We start from the raw sequence: 16,822 nt of genomic DNA on the forward strand, positions 1-16,822 counted from the left end.
TGCTTTAAATGTGACATTAGCGCCAGCCGCAGTAGCGTGTAAATGGATTTACGATATAGTAATTTTTTCTTTACGATTGCTGTAAAAAATAATCCACAACACATGCACAATGGTTCGCTATGTCACATAACACCCGACCTCTGAATCGACAGGACTACAAAACCCTCACGCTCGCTGCTCTGGGCGGCGCGCTGGAGTTTTACGACTTCATCATCTTTGTCTTCTTCGCCGCCGTCGTGGGGGCGCTGTTTTTCCCGGCGGATATTCCTGAATGGCTGCGTCAGGTGCAAACCTTCGGCATTTTCGCTGCCGGGTATCTGGCGCGTCCGCTGGGCGGCATTGTTATGGCGCACTTTGGCGATCTGGTTGGGCGCAAGAAGATGTTTACCCTCAGCATCCTGCTGATGGCCGTGCCGACGCTGGCGATTGGCCTTTTGCCTACCTATGAGTCGATGGGCATTATCGCCCCGTTATTGCTGCTACTGATGCGTATTCTCCAGGGCGCGGCCATCGGCGGGGAAGTGCCGGGCGCGTGGGTGTTTGTCGCTGAGCACGTCCCGGTGCGCCGCATCGGCATTGCGTGCGGAACGCTGACCGCAGGGCTGACGATTGGGATCCTGCTTGGCTCCGTGGTTGCAACCATCATCAATACCAGCATGACGCAACAGGCCGTTCACGACTGGGGCTGGCGTATCCCGTTCCTGCTGGGCGGGGCGTTTGGGCTAGTGGCAATGTACCTGCGACGCTGGTTGCAGGAGACGCCAGTATTTCTGGAAATGCAGCAGCGGAAGGCGCTGGCGCAAGAATTGCCGGTAAAAACCGTAGTAGTGCGGCATAAAAAAGCGGTAGTCGTGTCGATGCTTCTGACCTGGCTGCTGTCTGCGGGTATCGTGGTGGTCATTTTGATGTCGCCGGTCTGGCTGCAAAAACAGTACGGTTTTGCGCCTGCTGTGACGTTACAGGCGAACAGTATCGCGACAATTATGCTCTGCTTTGGCTGTCTGGCCGCGGGACTGGCGGCGGATCGTTTCGGTGCCAGCGTGACCTTTATTGTCGGCAGCCTGCTGCTGGCCGCGTCGAGCTGGGCATTCTACCATCTTGCGGGCAGCCATCCTGAACAGTTGTTCCTGCTGTACGGCATCGTCGGGCTGTGCGTGGGCGTCGTTGGCGCCGTACCGTACGTAATGGTCCGCGCCTTCCCGCCGGAGGTACGCTTCACTGGCATCTCTTTCTCTTATAACGTCTCGTATGCCATTTTCGGTGGGCTGACCCCGATTGTGGTCACGGTGTTGATGGGGCTGTCACCCCTTGCACCTGCATGGTACGTGCTGGCGTTATCGCTGATGGGGCTGGTATTGGGGATGTGGCTTCGCCAGTCAGAGGGATGTCGTGCCCGCGACGCGGGCACGACAGAGGGATCAGTGTTTTTCACCAATCGGTAATACGGTGCGGCCGAACTGCTCGTTCAGCACTTCACCCATTGCCAGGTAGATAGCGCTTGCGCCGCACACCAGACCGACCCAGCCGGCAACGTGAACGATGCCTTCGTTATCCGCCAGGTGACCCGCGGCAAGCAGAGCGAACAGCACGGTCAGGCTCAGGAAGACGAATTGCAGCGCGCGGTTCGCCTTCAGGGTGCCGAAGAACATGAACAGGGTGAACACGCCCCACAGTCCCAGGTACACGCCCAGGAAATGGGCGTTTGAAGCATCTGCCAGGCCCATTTTAGGCATCAGCAGAATGGCGACCAGCGTCAGCCAGAACGAACCGTAAGAGGTAAAGGCGGTTAAGCCGAAGGTATTGCCTTTCTTATATTCCAGCAGGCCCGCGAAAATTTGCGCGATACCGCCGTAAAAAATGCCCATCGCCAGGATTACGCCGTCCATCGGGAACATCCCGATGTTGTGCAGGTTCAGCAGAATGGTGGTCATGCCAAAACCCATCAGGCCCAGCGGAGCCGGATTAGCCAACTTAGTGTTGCCCATAAGTCCTCAAAAAAATCATCATTAATATGGTGAAATGGTTAAACCCGCGCCAGTTCTACCTGACGGGGCGCGGCATCATAATGGGCGGCATCGGCGCCGTCTATGATCTCATCGGGGTGAAATTAAAAAATTTTTTATCCTTCCCCCTTGATGGATGCCGTTGTGACCCCATCTTGTAAGCAACCGCAGTGTGTGGACCTGAAAAAAATCAAATCTGGGCAGTTGAAAAAGCACGTTCTGCCCTTATTACAGGTACACAACCACATGTTGACTGAATTTTTAGTGGAGACGTTTAGATGGGTAAAATTATTGGTATCGACCTGGGTACTACCAACTCTTGTGTAGCGATTATGGATGGCACTACTGCACGTGTGCTGGAGAACGCCGAGGGCGATCGCACCACGCCTTCTATCATTGCTTATACCCAGGATGGTGAAACTCTGGTTGGTCAGCCGGCTAAACGTCAGGCAGTGACAAACCCGCAAAACACCCTGTTTGCGATCAAACGCCTGATTGGCCGCCGCTTCCAGGACGAAGAAGTTCAGCGTGACGTTTCCATCATGCCTTACAAAATCATCGCAGCCGATAACGGCGATGCATGGCTTGATGTGAAAGGCACCAAAACTGCACCTCCGCAGATCTCTGCTGAAGTGCTGAAGAAAATGAAGAAAACCGCGGAAGATTACCTGGGTGAACCGGTAACTGAAGCTGTTATCACCGTACCTGCTTACTTCAACGATGCTCAGCGTCAGGCAACCAAAGATGCTGGCCGTATCGCAGGTCTGGAAGTAAAACGTATCATCAACGAACCAACCGCAGCAGCACTGGCTTACGGTCTGGATAAAGAAGTTGGTAACCGTACTATCGCGGTTTACGACCTGGGTGGTGGTACCTTCGATATCTCTATTATCGAAATCGACGACGTTGACGGCGAAAAAACCTTCGAAGTTCTGGCAACCAATGGTGATACCCACCTGGGTGGTGAAGACTTCGATACCCGTCTGATCAACTACCTCGTTGACGAGTTTAAGAAAGATCAGGGCATTGACCTGCGTAACGACCCGCTGGCCATGCAGCGCCTGAAAGAAGCGGCTGAGAAAGCGAAGATCGAACTGTCTTCCGCTCAGCAGACCGATGTGAACCTGCCGTACATCACCGCAGACGCGACCGGTCCAAAACACATGAACATCAAAGTGACCCGTGCGAAACTGGAAAGCCTGGTAGAAGACCTGGTGAACCGTTCTATCGAGCCACTGAAAGTTGCATTGCAGGACGCTGGCCTGTCCGTGTCTGATATTCAGGACGTTATCCTGGTAGGTGGTCAGACTCGTATGCCAATGGTTCAGAAGAAAGTTGCTGAATTCTTTGGTAAAGAGCCACGTAAAGACGTGAACCCGGACGAAGCGGTTGCTATCGGTGCTGCGGTTCAGGGTGGTGTTCTGACGGGTGAAGTGAAAGACGTACTGCTGCTGGATGTTACTCCGCTGTCACTGGGTATCGAAACCATGGGTGGCGTGATGACTCCGCTCATCAACAAAAACACTACTATCCCGACGAAACACAGCCAGGTGTTCTCTACCGCTGAAGACAACCAGTCTGCGGTAACCATCCATGTGATTCAGGGTGAGCGTAAGCGTGCGGCGGATAACAAATCTCTGGGTCAGTTCAACCTGGACGGTATTAACCCGGCACCACGCGGCATGCCACAGATCGAAGTCACCTTCGACATCGATGCTGACGGTATCCTGCACGTGTCTGCGAAAGACAAAAACAGCGGTAAAGAGCAGAAGATCACCATCAAGGCATCTTCTGGCCTGAACGAAGCGGAAATCGAAAAAATGGTTCGTGATGCCGAAGCTAACGCGGAATCCGACCGTAAGTTCGAAGAGCTGGTTCAGACCCGTAACCAGGGTGACCATCTGCTGCACAGCACCCGTAAGCAGGTTGAAGAAGCGGGCGATAAACTGCCAGCGGAAGACAAAACTGCGATCGAAACTGCACTGAGCGCGCTGGAAACGTCTCTGAAAGGCGAAGACAAAGCGGACATTGAAGCGAAGATGCAGGAGCTGGCACAGGTTTCTCAGAAGCTGATGGAAATCGCTCAGCAGCAGCACGCACAGCAGCAGGCGGGCGCTGATGCTTCCCAGAACAACGCGAAAGACGACGATGTTGTCGACGCTGAGTTCGAAGAAGTGAAAGATAAAAAATAATCGCCCTGATGCAGGGTAATTAATCGGCACGGGCGTAGGAGTATTCTCCACGCCCGTGCTCGCATGTTAAGGGGCTTAAAAAAACCAATGGCAAAGCAAGACTATTACGAGATTTTAGGCGTTCCGAAAACTGCGGAAGAGCGTGAAATCAAAAAGGCATATAAGCGCCTGGCCATGAAATTCCACCCTGACCGTAATCAGGGTGACAAAGAGGCTGAAGCCAAATTTAAAGAGATTAAAGAAGCCTATGAAGTCCTGACCGATGCACAAAAACGTGCGGCTTATGACCAGTATGGTCACGCGGCCTTTGAACAGGGCGGCATGGGCGGCGGTGGATTTGGTGGCGGCGGCTTCGGCGGCGGCGCTGATTTCAGCGACATCTTTGGCGATGTATTTGGCGATATCTTCGGCGGCGGTCGTGGTCGTCAGCGCGCGGCGCGCGGCGCAGATCTGCGCTATAACATGGACCTGACACTGGAAGAAGCGGTTCGTGGCGTAACCAAAGAGATCCGTATCCCGACGCTGGAAGAGTGTGACGTTTGCCACGGCAGCGGCGCGAAAGCGGGGACTCAGCCACAGACCTGTCCAACCTGTCACGGTTCCGGTCAGGTGCAGATGCGCCAGGGCTTCTTCGCGGTGCAGCAGGCCTGTCCGCATTGTCATGGTCGCGGTACGCTGATTAAAGATCCGTGCACCAAATGCCACGGTCACGGTCGCGTGGAGAAAACCAAAACGCTGTCCGTTAAGATCCCGGCAGGCGTAGATACGGGCGACCGCATCCGTCTGGCAGGTGAGGGGGAAGCTGGCGAGCACGGCGCACCGGCAGGGGATCTGTACGTTCAGGTTCAGGTTAAACAGCACGCCATCTTCGAGCGTGAAGGTAACAACCTGTACTGTGAAGTGCCGATCAACTTTGCGATGGCGGCGCTGGGCGGCGAAATCGAAGTGCCGACGCTGGACGGCCGCGTTAACCTGAAAATCCCTGGCGAAACCCAGTCCGGGAAGCTGTTCCGCATGCGCGGCAAAGGCGTTAAATCCGTTCGCGGTGGCGCGCAGGGTGACCTGTTATGCCGCGTGGTCGTTGAAACGCCGGTCGGCCTGAACGACAAGCAGAAACAGCTGCTGAAAGAGCTTCAGGAGAGTTTTGGTGGCCCGACGGGTGAGAAAAACAGCCCGCGCTCCAAAAGCTTCTTCGATGGCGTCAAAAAATTCTTCGACGATTTAACCCGCTAACCTGCCAGCTGGTTACTATCCTTTAAAGCCCGGAAGCGATTCCGGGCTTTTTGCTTTATAGCGTTATTCCTCGGTTAAACTGAATCTATAACCAATATTAATCTGTTTTTACCGATCTGTTTGCGCTGATATTATGGTTTTACCGAGGTATTGTTGTAAAAGAGAGTTTAAACGTGAAATTACTACACCGTTTCTTTAGCAGTGAGGCATCCGGCGGCGTCATCCTGATTATTGCTGCTGCAGCCGCCATGCTGCTCGCCAATATGGGCATGACGCGCGATCTCTATCACGCATTTCTGGAAACCCCCGTCGAGCTGAAGGTCGGGGCGCTGGAAATTAACAAGACCATGCTGCTGTGGATCAACGATGCGCTGATGGCGGTGTTCTTCCTGCTGGTAGGCCTGGAGGTCAAACGTGAGCTGGTGATCGGTTCTCTTGCCAGCCGACAGCGCGCGGCGTTTCCGGTGATCGCGGCGATTGGCGGGATGATCGTTCCCGCGTTGCTCTTTCTCGCGTTTGCGTGGCAGGATCCGGTTGCGCGTGACGGCTGGGCGATCCCGGCCGCAACGGATATCGCGTTTGCGCTCGGGGTCTTAGCCTTGCTCGGTAGCCGCGTCCCGGTAGCACTGAAAATTTTCCTGATGGCGCTGGCGATTATCGATGACCTGGGCGCTATAGTGATTATCGCGCTGTTCTACACCAGCGATCTGTCGGTTCTGTCGCTGAGCGTGGCGGCCGTGGCTATTGCGGTGCTGGCGTTGCTGAACGTCTTCAACGTCCGACGCACGGGTATTTATATTCTGGTGGGGATGGTGCTGTGGACGGCGGTGCTGAAGTCTGGCGTGCATGCCACGCTGGCGGGCGTCATCGTTGGCTTCTTTATTCCGCTGAAGGAGCAGGACGGCAAATCGCCTGCCAGACAGCTGGAGCATGTGCTTCATCCGTGGGTGGGCTTTATGATCCTGCCGCTGTTTGCATTTGCCAACGCGGGTGTTTCCCTGGCCGGTGTTACCCTGGACGGACTCACCTCTGTGCTGCCGCTGGGTATCATCGCTGGTTTGTTTATCGGTAAGCCGCTGGGTATCAGCCTGTTCTGCTGGCTGGCGCTGAAGCTGAAGCTAGCGTCATTGCCAAACGGAACCACCTTTAGTCAGATTATGGCCATCGGCGTGCTGTGCGGTATTGGATTCACCATGTCGATCTTTATCTCGACGCTGGCGTTTGGCACCAGCGCGCCTGAGCTTATCGTCTGGGCGAAACTCGGCATTCTTATCGGGTCGTTACTGGCCGCGGTTATTGGTTATACCTTGTTGAAGGTGAAGTTGTCCGGACAGGCTGTCCAGGCATAACAGGAAACCGGGAGAAGGGAAGCCTTCTCCCGATAAACTATCAGGGAGTGAAAACGTGATGTCTCATTTGAACTATAACCATCTCTATTACTTCTGGCATGTCTACAAGCAGGGCTCGGTCGTGGGAGCGGCAGAGGCGCTCTACCTGACACCACAAACTATTACCGGGCAAATCAAAGCCCTGGAAGAGCGCTTACAGGGCAAGCTTTTTAAGCGGAAAGGACGTGGCATTGAGCCGAGCGAGCTGGGCGAACTGGTGTTCCGCTATGCGGACAAGATGTTCACCCTGAGCCAGGAGATGCTGGATATCGTTAACTATCGCAAAGAGTCGAACCTGCTCTTTGACGTGGGCGTGGCGGATGCGTTGTCCAAACGGCTGGTAAGCGGTGTGCTGGATGCGGCGGTGGTGGAAGATGAACAGATTCATTTACGCTGCTTTGAGTCCACTCACGAGATGCTGCTGGAACAGCTGAGCCAGCATAAGCTGGATATGATTATCTCGGACTGCCCAATCGACTCCACGCAGCAGGAAGGCTTGTTCTCGGTGAAAATTGGCGAATGCGGCGTCAGTTTCTGGTGCATTAATCCGCCGCCGGAAAAACCGTTTCCTGCTTGCCTGGAAGAGCGCCGCCTGCTGGTGCCGGGTAGGCGGTCTATGCTCGGACGTAAGCTGCTGAACTGGTTTAACTCGCAGGGGCTGAACGTGGAGATCCTCGGTGAGTTCGACGATGCGGCTTTGATGAAGGCTTTTGGCGAGGCGCACAACGCTATCTTCGTTGCCCCGACGCTGTACGCGCACGATCTCTATTCAGACGACAAGATTACCGAGATTGGCAGGGTGGATAACGTGATGGAAGAGTATCACGCCATATTCGCCGAAAGGATGATTCAGCACCCGGCGGTGCAGCGAATCTGCAACCGCGACTACTCGGCGCTGTTTACGCCGCCGGCAATCTGAAGACATAAAAAAACCCGCGTTAAGCGGGTTCTTTCAAACAAGCAACAACAAGTAGCGATTAAGCCAGTTTGTTGATCTGCGCGGTCAGGTTTGCTTTATGACGCGCTGCTTTGTTTTTGTGGATCAGACCTTTAGCAGCCTGACGATCCACGATTGGTTGCATTTCGTTAAATGCGTTCTGCGCTGCAGCTTTGTCGCCTGCTTCGATTGCTGCGTATACTTTCTTGATGAAAGTACGCATCATAGAGCGACGGCTTGCGTTGTGCTTACGAGCCTTTTCAGACTGAACGGCACGTTTCTTAGCTGATTTGATATTAGCCAAGTCCAACTCCCAAATATGTTCTATGTGGACAATTCAAAGGCCGAGGAATATGCCCTCTTTGCCTTCTTTTGTCAATGGATTTGTGCAAATAAGCGCCGTTAATGAGCGACGCTACGTTACGTAGTGATGGCGCAGGATTCTACCAGCTTGTCTTTCGTGAATACAGCCTTTCGGCATAAAAATCGCAGTTCTCGGGCAGATTTTTTTGCTGTGAAAGGTCAGCCTGATGAAATCATACGGCTTTCTGTTTCGCGTGAACAATCGCCGGTTAACCTTAACCGCCGTACAAGGTATACTTTGGCGATTTTCACTGTTTTGAGCCAGTCATGAAGCTGATACGCGGCATACATAATCTCAGTCAAGCCCCGCACGGGTGCGTACTGACCATTGGTAATTTTGACGGCGTGCATCGTGGGCATCAGGCGCTGTTGCAGGGATTGCGTAAAGAAGGGGAGGCGCGTGGCCTGCCCGTTGTGGTGATGATTTTCGAACCGCAGCCGCTGGAGCTGTTTGCCGGCGAGAAATCCCCCGCGCGGCTGACGCGTCTGCGTGAGAAGTTACGCTACCTGGCGGAGTCCGGCGTGGACTACGTCCTGTGCGTACGCTTCGACCGTCGGTTTGCCGCGCTGACCGCACAAAACTTTGTCAGCGATCTGTTGGTCAGGCAGCTTGGCGTGCAGTTTCTCGCCGTGGGCGATGATTTCCGCTTTGGCGCTGGTCGTCAGGGCGATTTCTTGTTATTACAGAAGGCTGGCCTGGAGTACGGGTTTGACGTCACCAGTACGATGACCTTCTGTGAGGGCGGGGTGCGCGTCAGCAGCACGGCGGTACGTCAGGCGCTGGCGAACGATGAACTGGACACGGCAGAAACGCTGCTGGGTCATCCGTTCACAATTTCAGGTCGTGTGGTCCATGGCGATGCGCTGGGCCGCACGATAGGTTTTCCGACGGCGAATATACCGCTGCGTCGTCAGGTCTCCCCGGTTAAAGGGGTCTATGCGGTGGAAGTGGCAGGACTGGGTGAGAAGCCTTTTTACGGTGTTGCCAACATTGGTACACGTCCAACGGTTTCCGGTGTGCGTCAACAGTTAGAAGTACACCTGCTGGACGTTGTAATGGACCTCTACGGTCGCCATATAGATGTGATACTGCGTAAAAAAATACGCAATGAACAGCGATTCGCTTCGCTGGATGAACTTAAGGCGCAAATCGCGCGAGATGAATTAACGGCCCGCGAGTTTTTTGGGCTTTAGAACCGGCTTAACTGCCTACGTGATAAATACGGAACCGAGAATCTGATGAGTGACTATAAATCAACCCTGAATTTGCCGGAAACAGGGTTCCCGATGCGCGGCGATCTCGCCAAGCGCGAACCGGGAATGCTGGCGCGTTGGACTGATGATGACCTGTACGGCATCATTCGTGCAGCCAAAAAAGGCAAAAAAACCTTCATTCTGCATGATGGCCCTCCCTATGCGAATGGCAGCATTCATATTGGTCACTCTGTAAACAAGATTCTGAAAGACATTATCGTGAAGTCCAAAGGACTCGCGGGATATGACTCGCCTTATGTTCCGGGCTGGGACTGCCATGGTCTGCCAATCGAGCTGAAAGTGGAGCAAGAGTACGGTAAGCCAGGTGAGAAGTTCACCGCCGCAGAGTTCCGCGCGAAATGCCGCGAATACGCTGCCACCCAGGTTGACGGTCAGCGCGCTGACTTCATCCGTCTGGGCGTGCTGGGCGACTGGTCGCACCCGTACCTGACCATGGACTTCAAAACCGAAGCCAACATTATCCGTGCGCTGGGTAAAATCATCGGCAACGGTCACCTGCATAAAGGCGCTAAGCCGGTGCACTGGTGCGTGGACTGCCGTTCTGCGCTGGCAGAAGCGGAAGTAGAGTATTACGACAAAACCTCGCCTTCTATCGACGTGGCGTTCGAAGCGGTCGATCAGGATGCGATCAAAGCTAAATTTGGCCTGCCAGGCGTAAGCGGTCCAGTCTCGCTGGTTATCTGGACCACCACCCCGTGGACGTTACCAGCCAACCGTGCCATTTCCCTGTCCGGTGAGTTTGAGTACGCGCTGGTACAAATTGATGGTCGCGCGGTTATCCTGGCAAAAGATCTGGTTGAAAGCGTGCTTAAACGCGCGAACATCACTGATTACAGCGTGCTGGGTACCGTAAAAGGCGACGCGCTGGAGCTGATGCGCTTCAAACACCCGTTCCTGGACTTCGACGTTCCGGCGATCCTGGGCGACCACGTCACGCTGGACGCGGGTACCGGTGCGGTGCATACCGCCGGCGGCCACGGTCCTGACGACTACAACATCAGCCTGAAATACGGTCTGGAAATCGCCAACCCGGTCGGTCCGGATGGCTCTTACCTGCCTGGCACCTACCCGGCGCTGGACGGTATCAACGTCTTTAAAGCCAACGACATCATCGTTGACATGCTTCGCACCAGCGGCGCGCTGCTGCACGTTGAGAAAATGCAGCACAGCTATCCGTGCTGCTGGCGCCATAAGACCCCGATTATCTTCCGTGCGACCCCGCAGTGGTTCGTCAGCATGGACCAGAAAGGCCTGCGCGAGCAGTCTCTGAAAGAGATCAAAGGCGTGCAGTGGATCCCGGACTGGGGCCAGGCGCGTATCGAATCCATGGTGGCTAACCGTCCTGACTGGTGTATCTCCCGTCAGCGCACCTGGGGCGTGCCGATGTCGCTGTTCGTGCATAAAGAGACGCAGGAACTGCACCCGAACACCCTGGAACTGATGGAAGAGGTGGCGAAGCGCGTTGAAGTTGACGGCATTCAGGCGTGGTGGGATCTCGATTCCCGTGACATCCTGGGCGCTGACGCGGACAACTACGAGAAAGTGCCGGATACCCTGGACGTGTGGTTCGACTCCGGGTCTACCCACTCCTCCGTGGTTGACGTGCGCCCTGAGTTCGCCGGTCACGCTGCCGACATGTATCTGGAAGGCTCCGACCAACACCGCGGCTGGTTCATGTCATCCCTGATGATCTCCACCGCCATGAAGGGCAAAGCACCTTACCGCCAGGTACTGACCCACGGCTTCACCGTGGATGGTCAGGGCCGTAAGATGTCCAAATCCATCGGTAACACCGTTTCTCCGCAGGACGTGATGAACAAGCTGGGCGCGGATATTCTACGCCTGTGGGTGGCATCCACCGACTACACGGGCGAAATGGCGGTGTCTGACGAGATCCTGAAACGTGCTGCTGACAGCTATCGTCGTATCCGTAACACCGCGCGCTTCCTGCTGGCGAACCTGAACGGGTTTGATCCGGTAAAAGACATGGTGAAGCCGGAAGAGATGGTGGTGCTCGATCGCTGGGCGGTAGGCTGCGCGAAAGCGGCACAGGAAGATATTCTGAAAGCCTATGAGTCTTACGACTTCCACGAAGTGGTGCAGCGCCTGATGCGCTTCTGCTCCATTGAGATGGGGTCGTTCTATCTCGACATCATCAAAGACCGCCAGTACACCGCGAAAGCGGACAGCGTGGCGCGTCGTAGCTGCCAGACCGCGCTGTTCCACATCGCAGAGGCGCTGGTACGCTGGATGGCGCCGATCATGTCCTTCACCGCAGATGAAATCTGGGGTTACCTGCCGGGCGACCGTGAGAAGTATGTCTTCACCGGCGAGTGGTACGAAGGTCTGTTCGACCTCTCCAGCACTGAAGCAATGAACGACGCCTACTGGGACGAGCTGCTGAAAGTGCGTGGCGAAGTGAACAAGGTTATCGAGCAGGCGCGCGCTGACAAGAAAGTCGGTGGCTCTCTGGAAGCGACGGTGACCCTGTACGCAGAGCCTGAGCTGGCCGCGAAGCTGACCGCGCTGGGCGATGAATTACGATTTGTCCTGTTGACCTCCGGTGCGAAAGTTGCGGATTATGCCGAGGCATCTGCTGATGCTCAGCAGAGCGAACTGCTCAAAGGACTGAAGGTCGCACTGAGCAAAGCCGATGGTGAAAAATGCCCGCGTTGCTGGCATTACACTACCGATGTCGGCCAGGTGGCGGAACACGCAGACATCTGCGGACGCTGTGTAAGCAACGTCGCCGGCGACGGCGAAAAACGTAAGTTTGCCTGATGAGTAAAACTCTCTGTTCAACAGGACTGCGCTGGCTGTGGCTGGTGGTAGTGGTGCTGATTATTGATTTGGGTAGCAAGTTCCTGATCCTCCAGAATTTCGCTCTGGGGGATACGGTCCCGCTGTTCCCGTCGCTTAACCTGCACTACGCCCGCAACTACGGTGCGGCGTTTAGTTTCCTTGCCGACAGCGGTGGCTGGCAGCGTTGGTTCTTCGCAGGTATCGCAATGGGTATCTGCGTCGTGCTCGCGGTGCTGATGTACCGCTCGAAGGCCACGCAAAAGCTGAATAACATCGCCTACGCGCTGATCATTGGTGGCGCACTGGGTAACCTGTTTGACCGCCTGTGGCACGGCTTTGTAGTCGATATGATCGACTTCTACGTCGGCGACTGGCACTTTGCGACCTTTAACCTCGCCGATAGCGCAATATGCGTTGGTGCAGCGTTAATCGTGCTGGAAGGCTTCTTGCCTAAACCGGCCGCGAAAGAGCAGGCGTAACAAAACCAGCCGGGTGACGCGTAGCGATCCCGGCCTACAGAATTTGTGGCCCCCGTAGGCCCGGTAAGCGTAGCGCCACCGGGCAACAGGTGACCCAAAACAAGCGAGCAATTTGCATGTCTAAATCCGTACAGAGCAACAGCGCGGTTCTCGTTCATTTCACGCTGAAGCTGGATGACGGCTCCACGGCCGAATCCACCCGCAACAATGGCAAACCGGCGCTGTTTCGTCTGGGCGACACCTCCCTGTCTGAAGGCCTCGAACAACAGCTTCTCGGGCTGAAAGAGGGTGAGAAAAAAGCGTTCTCACTGGAGCCGGATGCGGCATTCGGTGTGCCAAGCCCGGATCTGATTCAGTACTTCTCGCGCCGTGAGTTTATGGATGCGGGTGAACCGGAGATCGGGGCGATTATGCTCTTTACCGCTATGGACGGCAGCGAAATGCCTGGCGTGATCCGCGAAATCAACGGGGATTCCATCACCGTTGACTTCAACCATCCGCTTGCCGGGCGTACCGTTCATTTTGATGTAGAAGTGCTGGAGATCGATCCGGCGCTGGAGGACTGAAATGCAGATCCTGTTGGCTAACCCGCGCGGTTTTTGCGCCGGTGTAGACCGCGCTATCAGCATTGTTGAAAATGCGCTGGAGATTTACGGCGCGCCGATTTACGTGCGTCACGAAGTGGTGCACAACCGCTACGTGGTCGACAGCCTGCGCGAGCGCGGTGCGATTTTTATCGAGCAGATCAGCGAAGTGCCGGACGGCGCAATCCTCATCTTCTCCGCGCACGGCGTATCCCAGGCCGTACGTAACGAAGCCAAAAGCCGCGATCTGACCGTATTCGATGCCACCTGTCCGTTAGTGACCAAGGTGCATATGGAAGTGGCGCGTGCAAGCCGTCGTGGTGAAGAGTCGATTCTGATTGGCCATGCCGGTCACCCGGAAGTTGAAGGCACCATGGGTCAGTACAGCAACCCGGAAGGGGGTATGTATCTGGTTGAGTCGCCGGAAGACGTTTTTACGCTGAATGTGAAAAACGAAGCGCGTCTGTCGTTTATGACCCAGACGACGCTTTCCGTGGACGACACCTCAGACGTGATTGACGCCCTGCGCCAGCGCTTCCCAAAAATCGTCGGGCCGCGCAAAGATGATATCTGCTACGCAACCACCAACCGTCAGGAAGCCGTGCGCGCGCTGGCTGAACAGGCGGACGTGGTGCTGGTGGTCGGTTCAAAAAACTCCTCTAACTCTAACCGTCTGGCCGAACTGGCGCAGCGTATGGGGAAAGCGGCGTTTCTGATCGACGACGCAACGGACATTCAGGAAGCGTGGGTGAAAAACGCGGCCTGCGTCGGTGTTACCGCAGGTGCTTCAGCGCCGGATATTCTGGTGCAAAACGTCATTGCCCGCCTGCAAGAGCTGGGTGGTGGCGAAGCGGTGCCGCTGGAAGGCCGTGAAGAGAACATTGTCTTTGAAGTGCCGAAAGAGCTGCGAATCGACGCCCGCGAAGTGGAATAATTTCTTTTCTGATGAAAGGCCAGCACCTTCTGTGCTGGCCTTTTTTTTGCTTCGTATCTTATCGTGACGACAAAATCATGTCTTTTACTGATATCTGAGTCGGTTTCACGTTAAATTCTAATTATTGGTGTTTTCAGTTGGCAGCCTTAGCGAAGGCTGGTTAATCTGAAAACGGTTTACATCATTTTAACGTAAGAGAATAACTATGCATGATGCACAGATCCGTGTCGCCATTGCTGGCGCGGGTGGACGTATGGGTCGCCAGCTGATTCAGGCGGCACTACAGATGGATGGCGTGGCACTTGGCGCGGCGCTGGAGCGTGAAGGTTCATCCCTGCTGGGCTCCGATGCGGGCGAGCTGGCAGGCGCGGGCAAGACAGGCGTTACCGTACAGAGCAACCTGGAGGCGGTGAAAGAAGACTTTGACGTGTTCATCGACTTTACCCGTCCGGAAGGCACTTTGACTCACCTGGCGTTTTGCCGCCAGCACGGTAAAGGGATGGTGATTGGCACCACCGGTTTCGATGATGCCGGTAAACAGGCCATTCAGGAAGCAGCCGCCGACATTGCAATTGTCTTCGCCGCGAACTTTAGCGTAGGCGTTAACGTTATGCTTAAACTGCTGGAAAAGGCAGCGAAGGTGATGGGCGACTATACCGACATTGAGATTATTGAAGCGCACCACCGCCATAAAGTCGATGCCCCATCTGGCACGGCGCTGGCGATGGGCGAAGCGATTGCTTATGCAATGGATAAAGATTTGAAAGACATCGCGGTCTATTCTCGCGAAGGTCACACTGGCGAGCGCGTGCCTGGCACCATTGGTTTTGCCACCGTTCGCGCGGGTGATATCGTCGGCGAACATACCGCTATGTTCGCCGATATTGGTGAAAGGGTCGAAATCACACATAAAGCATCCAGCCGCATGACGTTTGCAAACGGGGCGGTACGCTCCGCACTGTGGCTAAAAGGTAAGCCAAATGGTCTTTTTGATATGCGAGATGTGCTCGAACTCAACAATTTGTAAGCGTTATTACCCATCGTGATGTGGTTATTGCAGTCGTAACTATTTGATTGCATAGGGCAATATTTTATTGCCCTTTTATTTTGTCTATTTCACAGGATTATTGCATTTAACTCATTTAAAGTAAGTGTTTTCATGCTATTTTATGTTGCTGCACTGTAAATTTTGACCATCTGGTCCACTTTTTATTCCCGCAAGACGATTGTTTCTTTTAAACTGCCTGCGCAAGCGGTTTCCACAGTGATTTAGTTGATCTTTTTGCCGCTTAATTTGAAATCAAGCCATCAGGCCTGCAAAAGAATAAACAAAATCCCCGTTTTAAGTTGACTTTTACATGGCAAATCCCCAGAATGCCGCCGTTTGCCAAAAATCCGCTGGCAACACATTTGCATTGATCCATGACATGGTTATGAATTAATATGCAAATAAAGTGAGTGAATATTCTCTGGAGGGTGTTTTGATTAAGTCAGCGCTATTGGTTCTGGAAGACGGAACCCAGTTTATCGGTCGGGCCATAGGGGCAACGGGTTCGGCGGTTGGGGAAGTCGTTTTCAATACTTCAATGACCGGTTATCAAGAAATCCTCACTGATCCTTCCTATTCTCGCCAAATCGTTACTCTTACTTATCCTCATATCGGCAATGTCGGCACCAATGCGGCTGACGAAGAATCCTCTCAGGTACATGCACAAGGCCTGGTCATTCGCGACCTGCCGCTGATTGCCAGCAACTTCCGCAACACCGAAGACCTCTCTTCTTACCTGAAGCGCCATAACATTGTGGCGATTGCCGATATCGATACCCGTAAGCTGACGCGTCTGCTGCGCGAGAAGGGTGCACAAAATGGCTGCATCATCGCAGGGGACAACCTCGATGCGGCGCTGGCGCTGGAAAAAGCGAAAGCCTTCCCGGGCCTGAACGGGATGGACCTGGCGAAAGAAGTGACTACCACAGAAGCCTACAGCTGGACGCAGGGAAGCTGGACGCTGGAAGGCGACCTGCCGGAAGCGAAACCGGAAAGCGAGCTGCCGTTCCACGTGGTGGCCTACGATTTTGGTGCCAAGCGCAACATCCTGCGTATGCTGGTTGACCGTGGCTGCCGCCTGACGGTCGTCCCGGCACAAACGTCTGCGGAAGATGTTCTGAAGATGAACCCGGACGGCATCTTCCTCTCTAACGGTCCTGGCGACCCGGCGCCGTGCGACTACGCTATCGACGCCATTAAGTCCTTCCTTGAAACCGATATCCCGGTATTCGGCATCTGTCTCGGCCATCAGCTGCTGGCGCTGGCGAGCGGAGCGAACACCGTCAAGATGAAGTTCGGCCACCATGGTGGTAACCACCCGGTGAAAGATATCGACAACAACACGGTAATGATCACCGCGCAGAACCACGGCTTCGCTGTGGATGAAGCGACGATGCCCGCTAACCTGCGCGTGACGCATAAGTCACTGTTCGATGGTACCTTGCAGGGTATCCATCGCACCGATAAGCCTGCGTTCAGCTTCCAGGGCCACCCTGAAGCCAGCCCGGGCCCACACGATGCCGCGCCGCTGTTCGATCACTTCATCGAACTTATCGAGCAATACCGTAAGACTGCTAAATAATC

At 54.7% G+C, this 16,822-nt stretch carries 14 protein-coding genes and 1 pseudogene; 13 read left to right on the forward strand and 2 right to left on the reverse strand.

What is annotated here, in order from left to right; genetic code table 11:
• The first annotated feature begins 119 nt into the window (after positions 1–119).
• Positions 120–1,442 carry an MFS transporter gene (locus ACQG2Q_RS03275; RefSeq protein WP_023305417.1) on the forward strand — a complete coding sequence of 441 codons (1,323 nt, stop codon included), beginning with the start codon at positions 120–122 and terminating at the stop codon, positions 1,440–1,442.
• Here the strand turns inward: ACQG2Q_RS03275 and satP are convergent.
• Positions 1,419–1,985, reverse strand: coding sequence for an acetate uptake transporter (gene satP, locus ACQG2Q_RS03280; RefSeq protein ID WP_022647004.1), 567 nt, complete (start codon positions 1,983–1,985; stop codon positions 1,419–1,421). The two genes, ACQG2Q_RS03275 and satP, sit on opposite strands and share 24 nt — an antisense overlap.
• Positions 1,986–2,281: 296 nt before the next feature.
• Between satP and dnaK the strand changes: the two genes are divergently transcribed.
• The 4 genes from dnaK to nhaR all read left to right on the forward strand — a co-directional run bounded on the left by dnaK (position 2,282) and on the right by nhaR (position 7,735).
• The gene (gene dnaK / locus ACQG2Q_RS03285) at positions 2,282–4,195 is read left to right on the forward strand and encodes a molecular chaperone DnaK (protein WP_006810169.1); all 1,914 of its coding nucleotides are present in this window, start codon (positions 2,282–2,284) and stop codon (positions 4,193–4,195) included.
• A gap of 87 nt (positions 4,196–4,282) precedes the next feature.
• Complete coding sequence (gene dnaJ, locus ACQG2Q_RS03290) at positions 4,283–5,428, forward strand: molecular chaperone DnaJ (RefSeq protein WP_063849743.1); 1,146 nt, start codon at positions 4,283–4,285, stop codon at positions 5,426–5,428.
• Positions 5,429–5,601: 173 nt separating this feature from the next.
• Complete coding sequence (gene nhaA / locus ACQG2Q_RS03295) at positions 5,602–6,777, forward strand: Na+/H+ antiporter NhaA (RefSeq protein ID WP_063849744.1); 1,176 nt, start codon at positions 5,602–5,604, stop codon at positions 6,775–6,777.
• 58 nt (positions 6,778–6,835) lie between these two features.
• Positions 6,836–7,735, forward strand: a complete 900-nt coding sequence (nhaR, locus tag ACQG2Q_RS03300; protein WP_003856462.1) for a transcriptional activator NhaR — start codon at positions 6,836–6,838, stop codon at positions 7,733–7,735.
• A gap of 58 nt (positions 7,736–7,793) precedes the next feature.
• On the opposite strand, the gene rpsT is transcribed toward nhaR, so the two are convergent.
• Positions 7,794–8,057, reverse strand: coding sequence for a 30S ribosomal protein S20 (gene rpsT, locus ACQG2Q_RS03305; protein ID WP_003856458.1), 264 nt, complete (start codon positions 8,055–8,057; stop codon positions 7,794–7,796).
• Between the two features lie 101 nt (positions 8,058–8,158).
• On the opposite strand from rpsT, the pseudogene ACQG2Q_RS03310 reads away from it, so the two are divergent.
• The 8 genes and pseudogenes from ACQG2Q_RS03310 to carA all read left to right on the forward strand — a co-directional run bounded on the left by ACQG2Q_RS03310 (position 8,159) and on the right by carA (position 16,820).
• Positions 8,159–8,376 (forward strand): annotated as a pseudogene (locus ACQG2Q_RS03310) (DUF2575 domain-containing protein).
• A 7-nt stretch (positions 8,377–8,383) separates the two neighbouring features.
• A complete protein-coding gene (gene ribF, locus ACQG2Q_RS03315) occupies positions 8,384–9,310 on the forward strand; it encodes a bifunctional riboflavin kinase/FAD synthetase (protein ID WP_023299293.1) in 927 nt (308 codons plus the stop codon).
• Between the two features lie 45 nt (positions 9,311–9,355).
• The gene (gene ileS / locus ACQG2Q_RS03320) at positions 9,356–12,172 is read left to right on the forward strand and encodes an isoleucine--tRNA ligase (RefSeq protein ID WP_038415308.1); all 2,817 of its coding nucleotides are present in this window, start codon (positions 9,356–9,358) and stop codon (positions 12,170–12,172) included.
• Positions 12,172–12,672, forward strand: a complete 501-nt coding sequence (lspA, locus tag ACQG2Q_RS03325; RefSeq protein WP_063148247.1) for a signal peptidase II — start codon at positions 12,172–12,174, stop codon at positions 12,670–12,672. Before ileS ends, lspA begins: the two co-directional genes overlap by 1 nt.
• Positions 12,673–12,788: 116 nt before the next feature.
• Positions 12,789–13,238 (forward strand): FKBP-type peptidyl-prolyl cis-trans isomerase, encoded by a 450-nt coding sequence (gene fkpB, locus ACQG2Q_RS03330; RefSeq protein WP_022647009.1) that lies wholly within the window; start codon positions 12,789–12,791, stop codon positions 13,236–13,238.
• A 1-nt stretch (position 13,239) separates the two neighbouring features.
• Positions 13,240–14,190, forward strand: a complete 951-nt coding sequence (gene ispH, locus ACQG2Q_RS03335) for a 4-hydroxy-3-methylbut-2-enyl diphosphate reductase (RefSeq protein WP_022647010.1) — start codon at positions 13,240–13,242, stop codon at positions 14,188–14,190.
• A gap of 205 nt (positions 14,191–14,395) precedes the next feature.
• Complete coding sequence (gene dapB, locus ACQG2Q_RS03340; RefSeq protein ID WP_022647011.1) at positions 14,396–15,217, forward strand: 4-hydroxy-tetrahydrodipicolinate reductase; 822 nt, start codon at positions 14,396–14,398, stop codon at positions 15,215–15,217.
• Positions 15,218–15,671: 454 nt separating this feature from the next.
• Positions 15,672–16,820, forward strand: coding sequence for a glutamine-hydrolyzing carbamoyl-phosphate synthase small subunit (gene carA / locus ACQG2Q_RS03345; RefSeq protein ID WP_023299297.1), 1,149 nt, complete (start codon positions 15,672–15,674; stop codon positions 16,818–16,820).
• Positions 16,821–16,822: the final 2 nt, after the last annotated feature.

The organism is Enterobacter cloacae complex sp. 370H10 (genome assembly GCF_050031535.1).
GTDB lineage: Bacteria > Pseudomonadota > Gammaproteobacteria > Enterobacterales > Enterobacteriaceae > Enterobacter > Enterobacter intestinihominis.

Excerpts from the sequence above, each read along its gene's own strand:
- ileS (WP_038415308.1), top strand. The coding sequence starts at position 9,356 with ATGAGTGACTATAAATCAACCCTGAATTTGCCGGAAACAGGGTTCCCG.
- fkpB (WP_022647009.1), top strand. The coding sequence starts at position 12,789 with ATGTCTAAATCCGTACAGAGCAACAGCGCGGTTCTCGTTCATTTCACG.
- dnaK (WP_006810169.1), top strand. The coding sequence starts at position 2,282 with ATGGGTAAAATTATTGGTATCGACCTGGGTACTACCAACTCTTGTGTA.
- ispH (WP_022647010.1), top strand. The coding sequence starts at position 13,240 with ATGCAGATCCTGTTGGCTAACCCGCGCGGTTTTTGCGCCGGTGTAGAC.
- satP (WP_022647004.1), bottom strand. The coding sequence starts at position 1,985 with ATGGGCAACACTAAGTTGGCTAATCCGGCTCCGCTGGGCCTGATGGGT.
- dnaJ (WP_063849743.1), top strand. The coding sequence starts at position 4,283 with ATGGCAAAGCAAGACTATTACGAGATTTTAGGCGTTCCGAAAACTGCG.
- ribF (WP_023299293.1), top strand. The coding sequence starts at position 8,384 with ATGAAGCTGATACGCGGCATACATAATCTCAGTCAAGCCCCGCACGGG.
- dapB (WP_022647011.1), top strand. The coding sequence starts at position 14,396 with ATGCATGATGCACAGATCCGTGTCGCCATTGCTGGCGCGGGTGGACGT.
- lspA (WP_063148247.1), top strand. The coding sequence starts at position 12,172 with ATGAGTAAAACTCTCTGTTCAACAGGACTGCGCTGGCTGTGGCTGGTG.
- nhaR (WP_003856462.1), top strand. The coding sequence starts at position 6,836 with ATGTCTCATTTGAACTATAACCATCTCTATTACTTCTGGCATGTCTAC.
- ACQG2Q_RS03275 (WP_023305417.1), top strand. The coding sequence starts at position 120 with ATGTCACATAACACCCGACCTCTGAATCGACAGGACTACAAAACCCTC.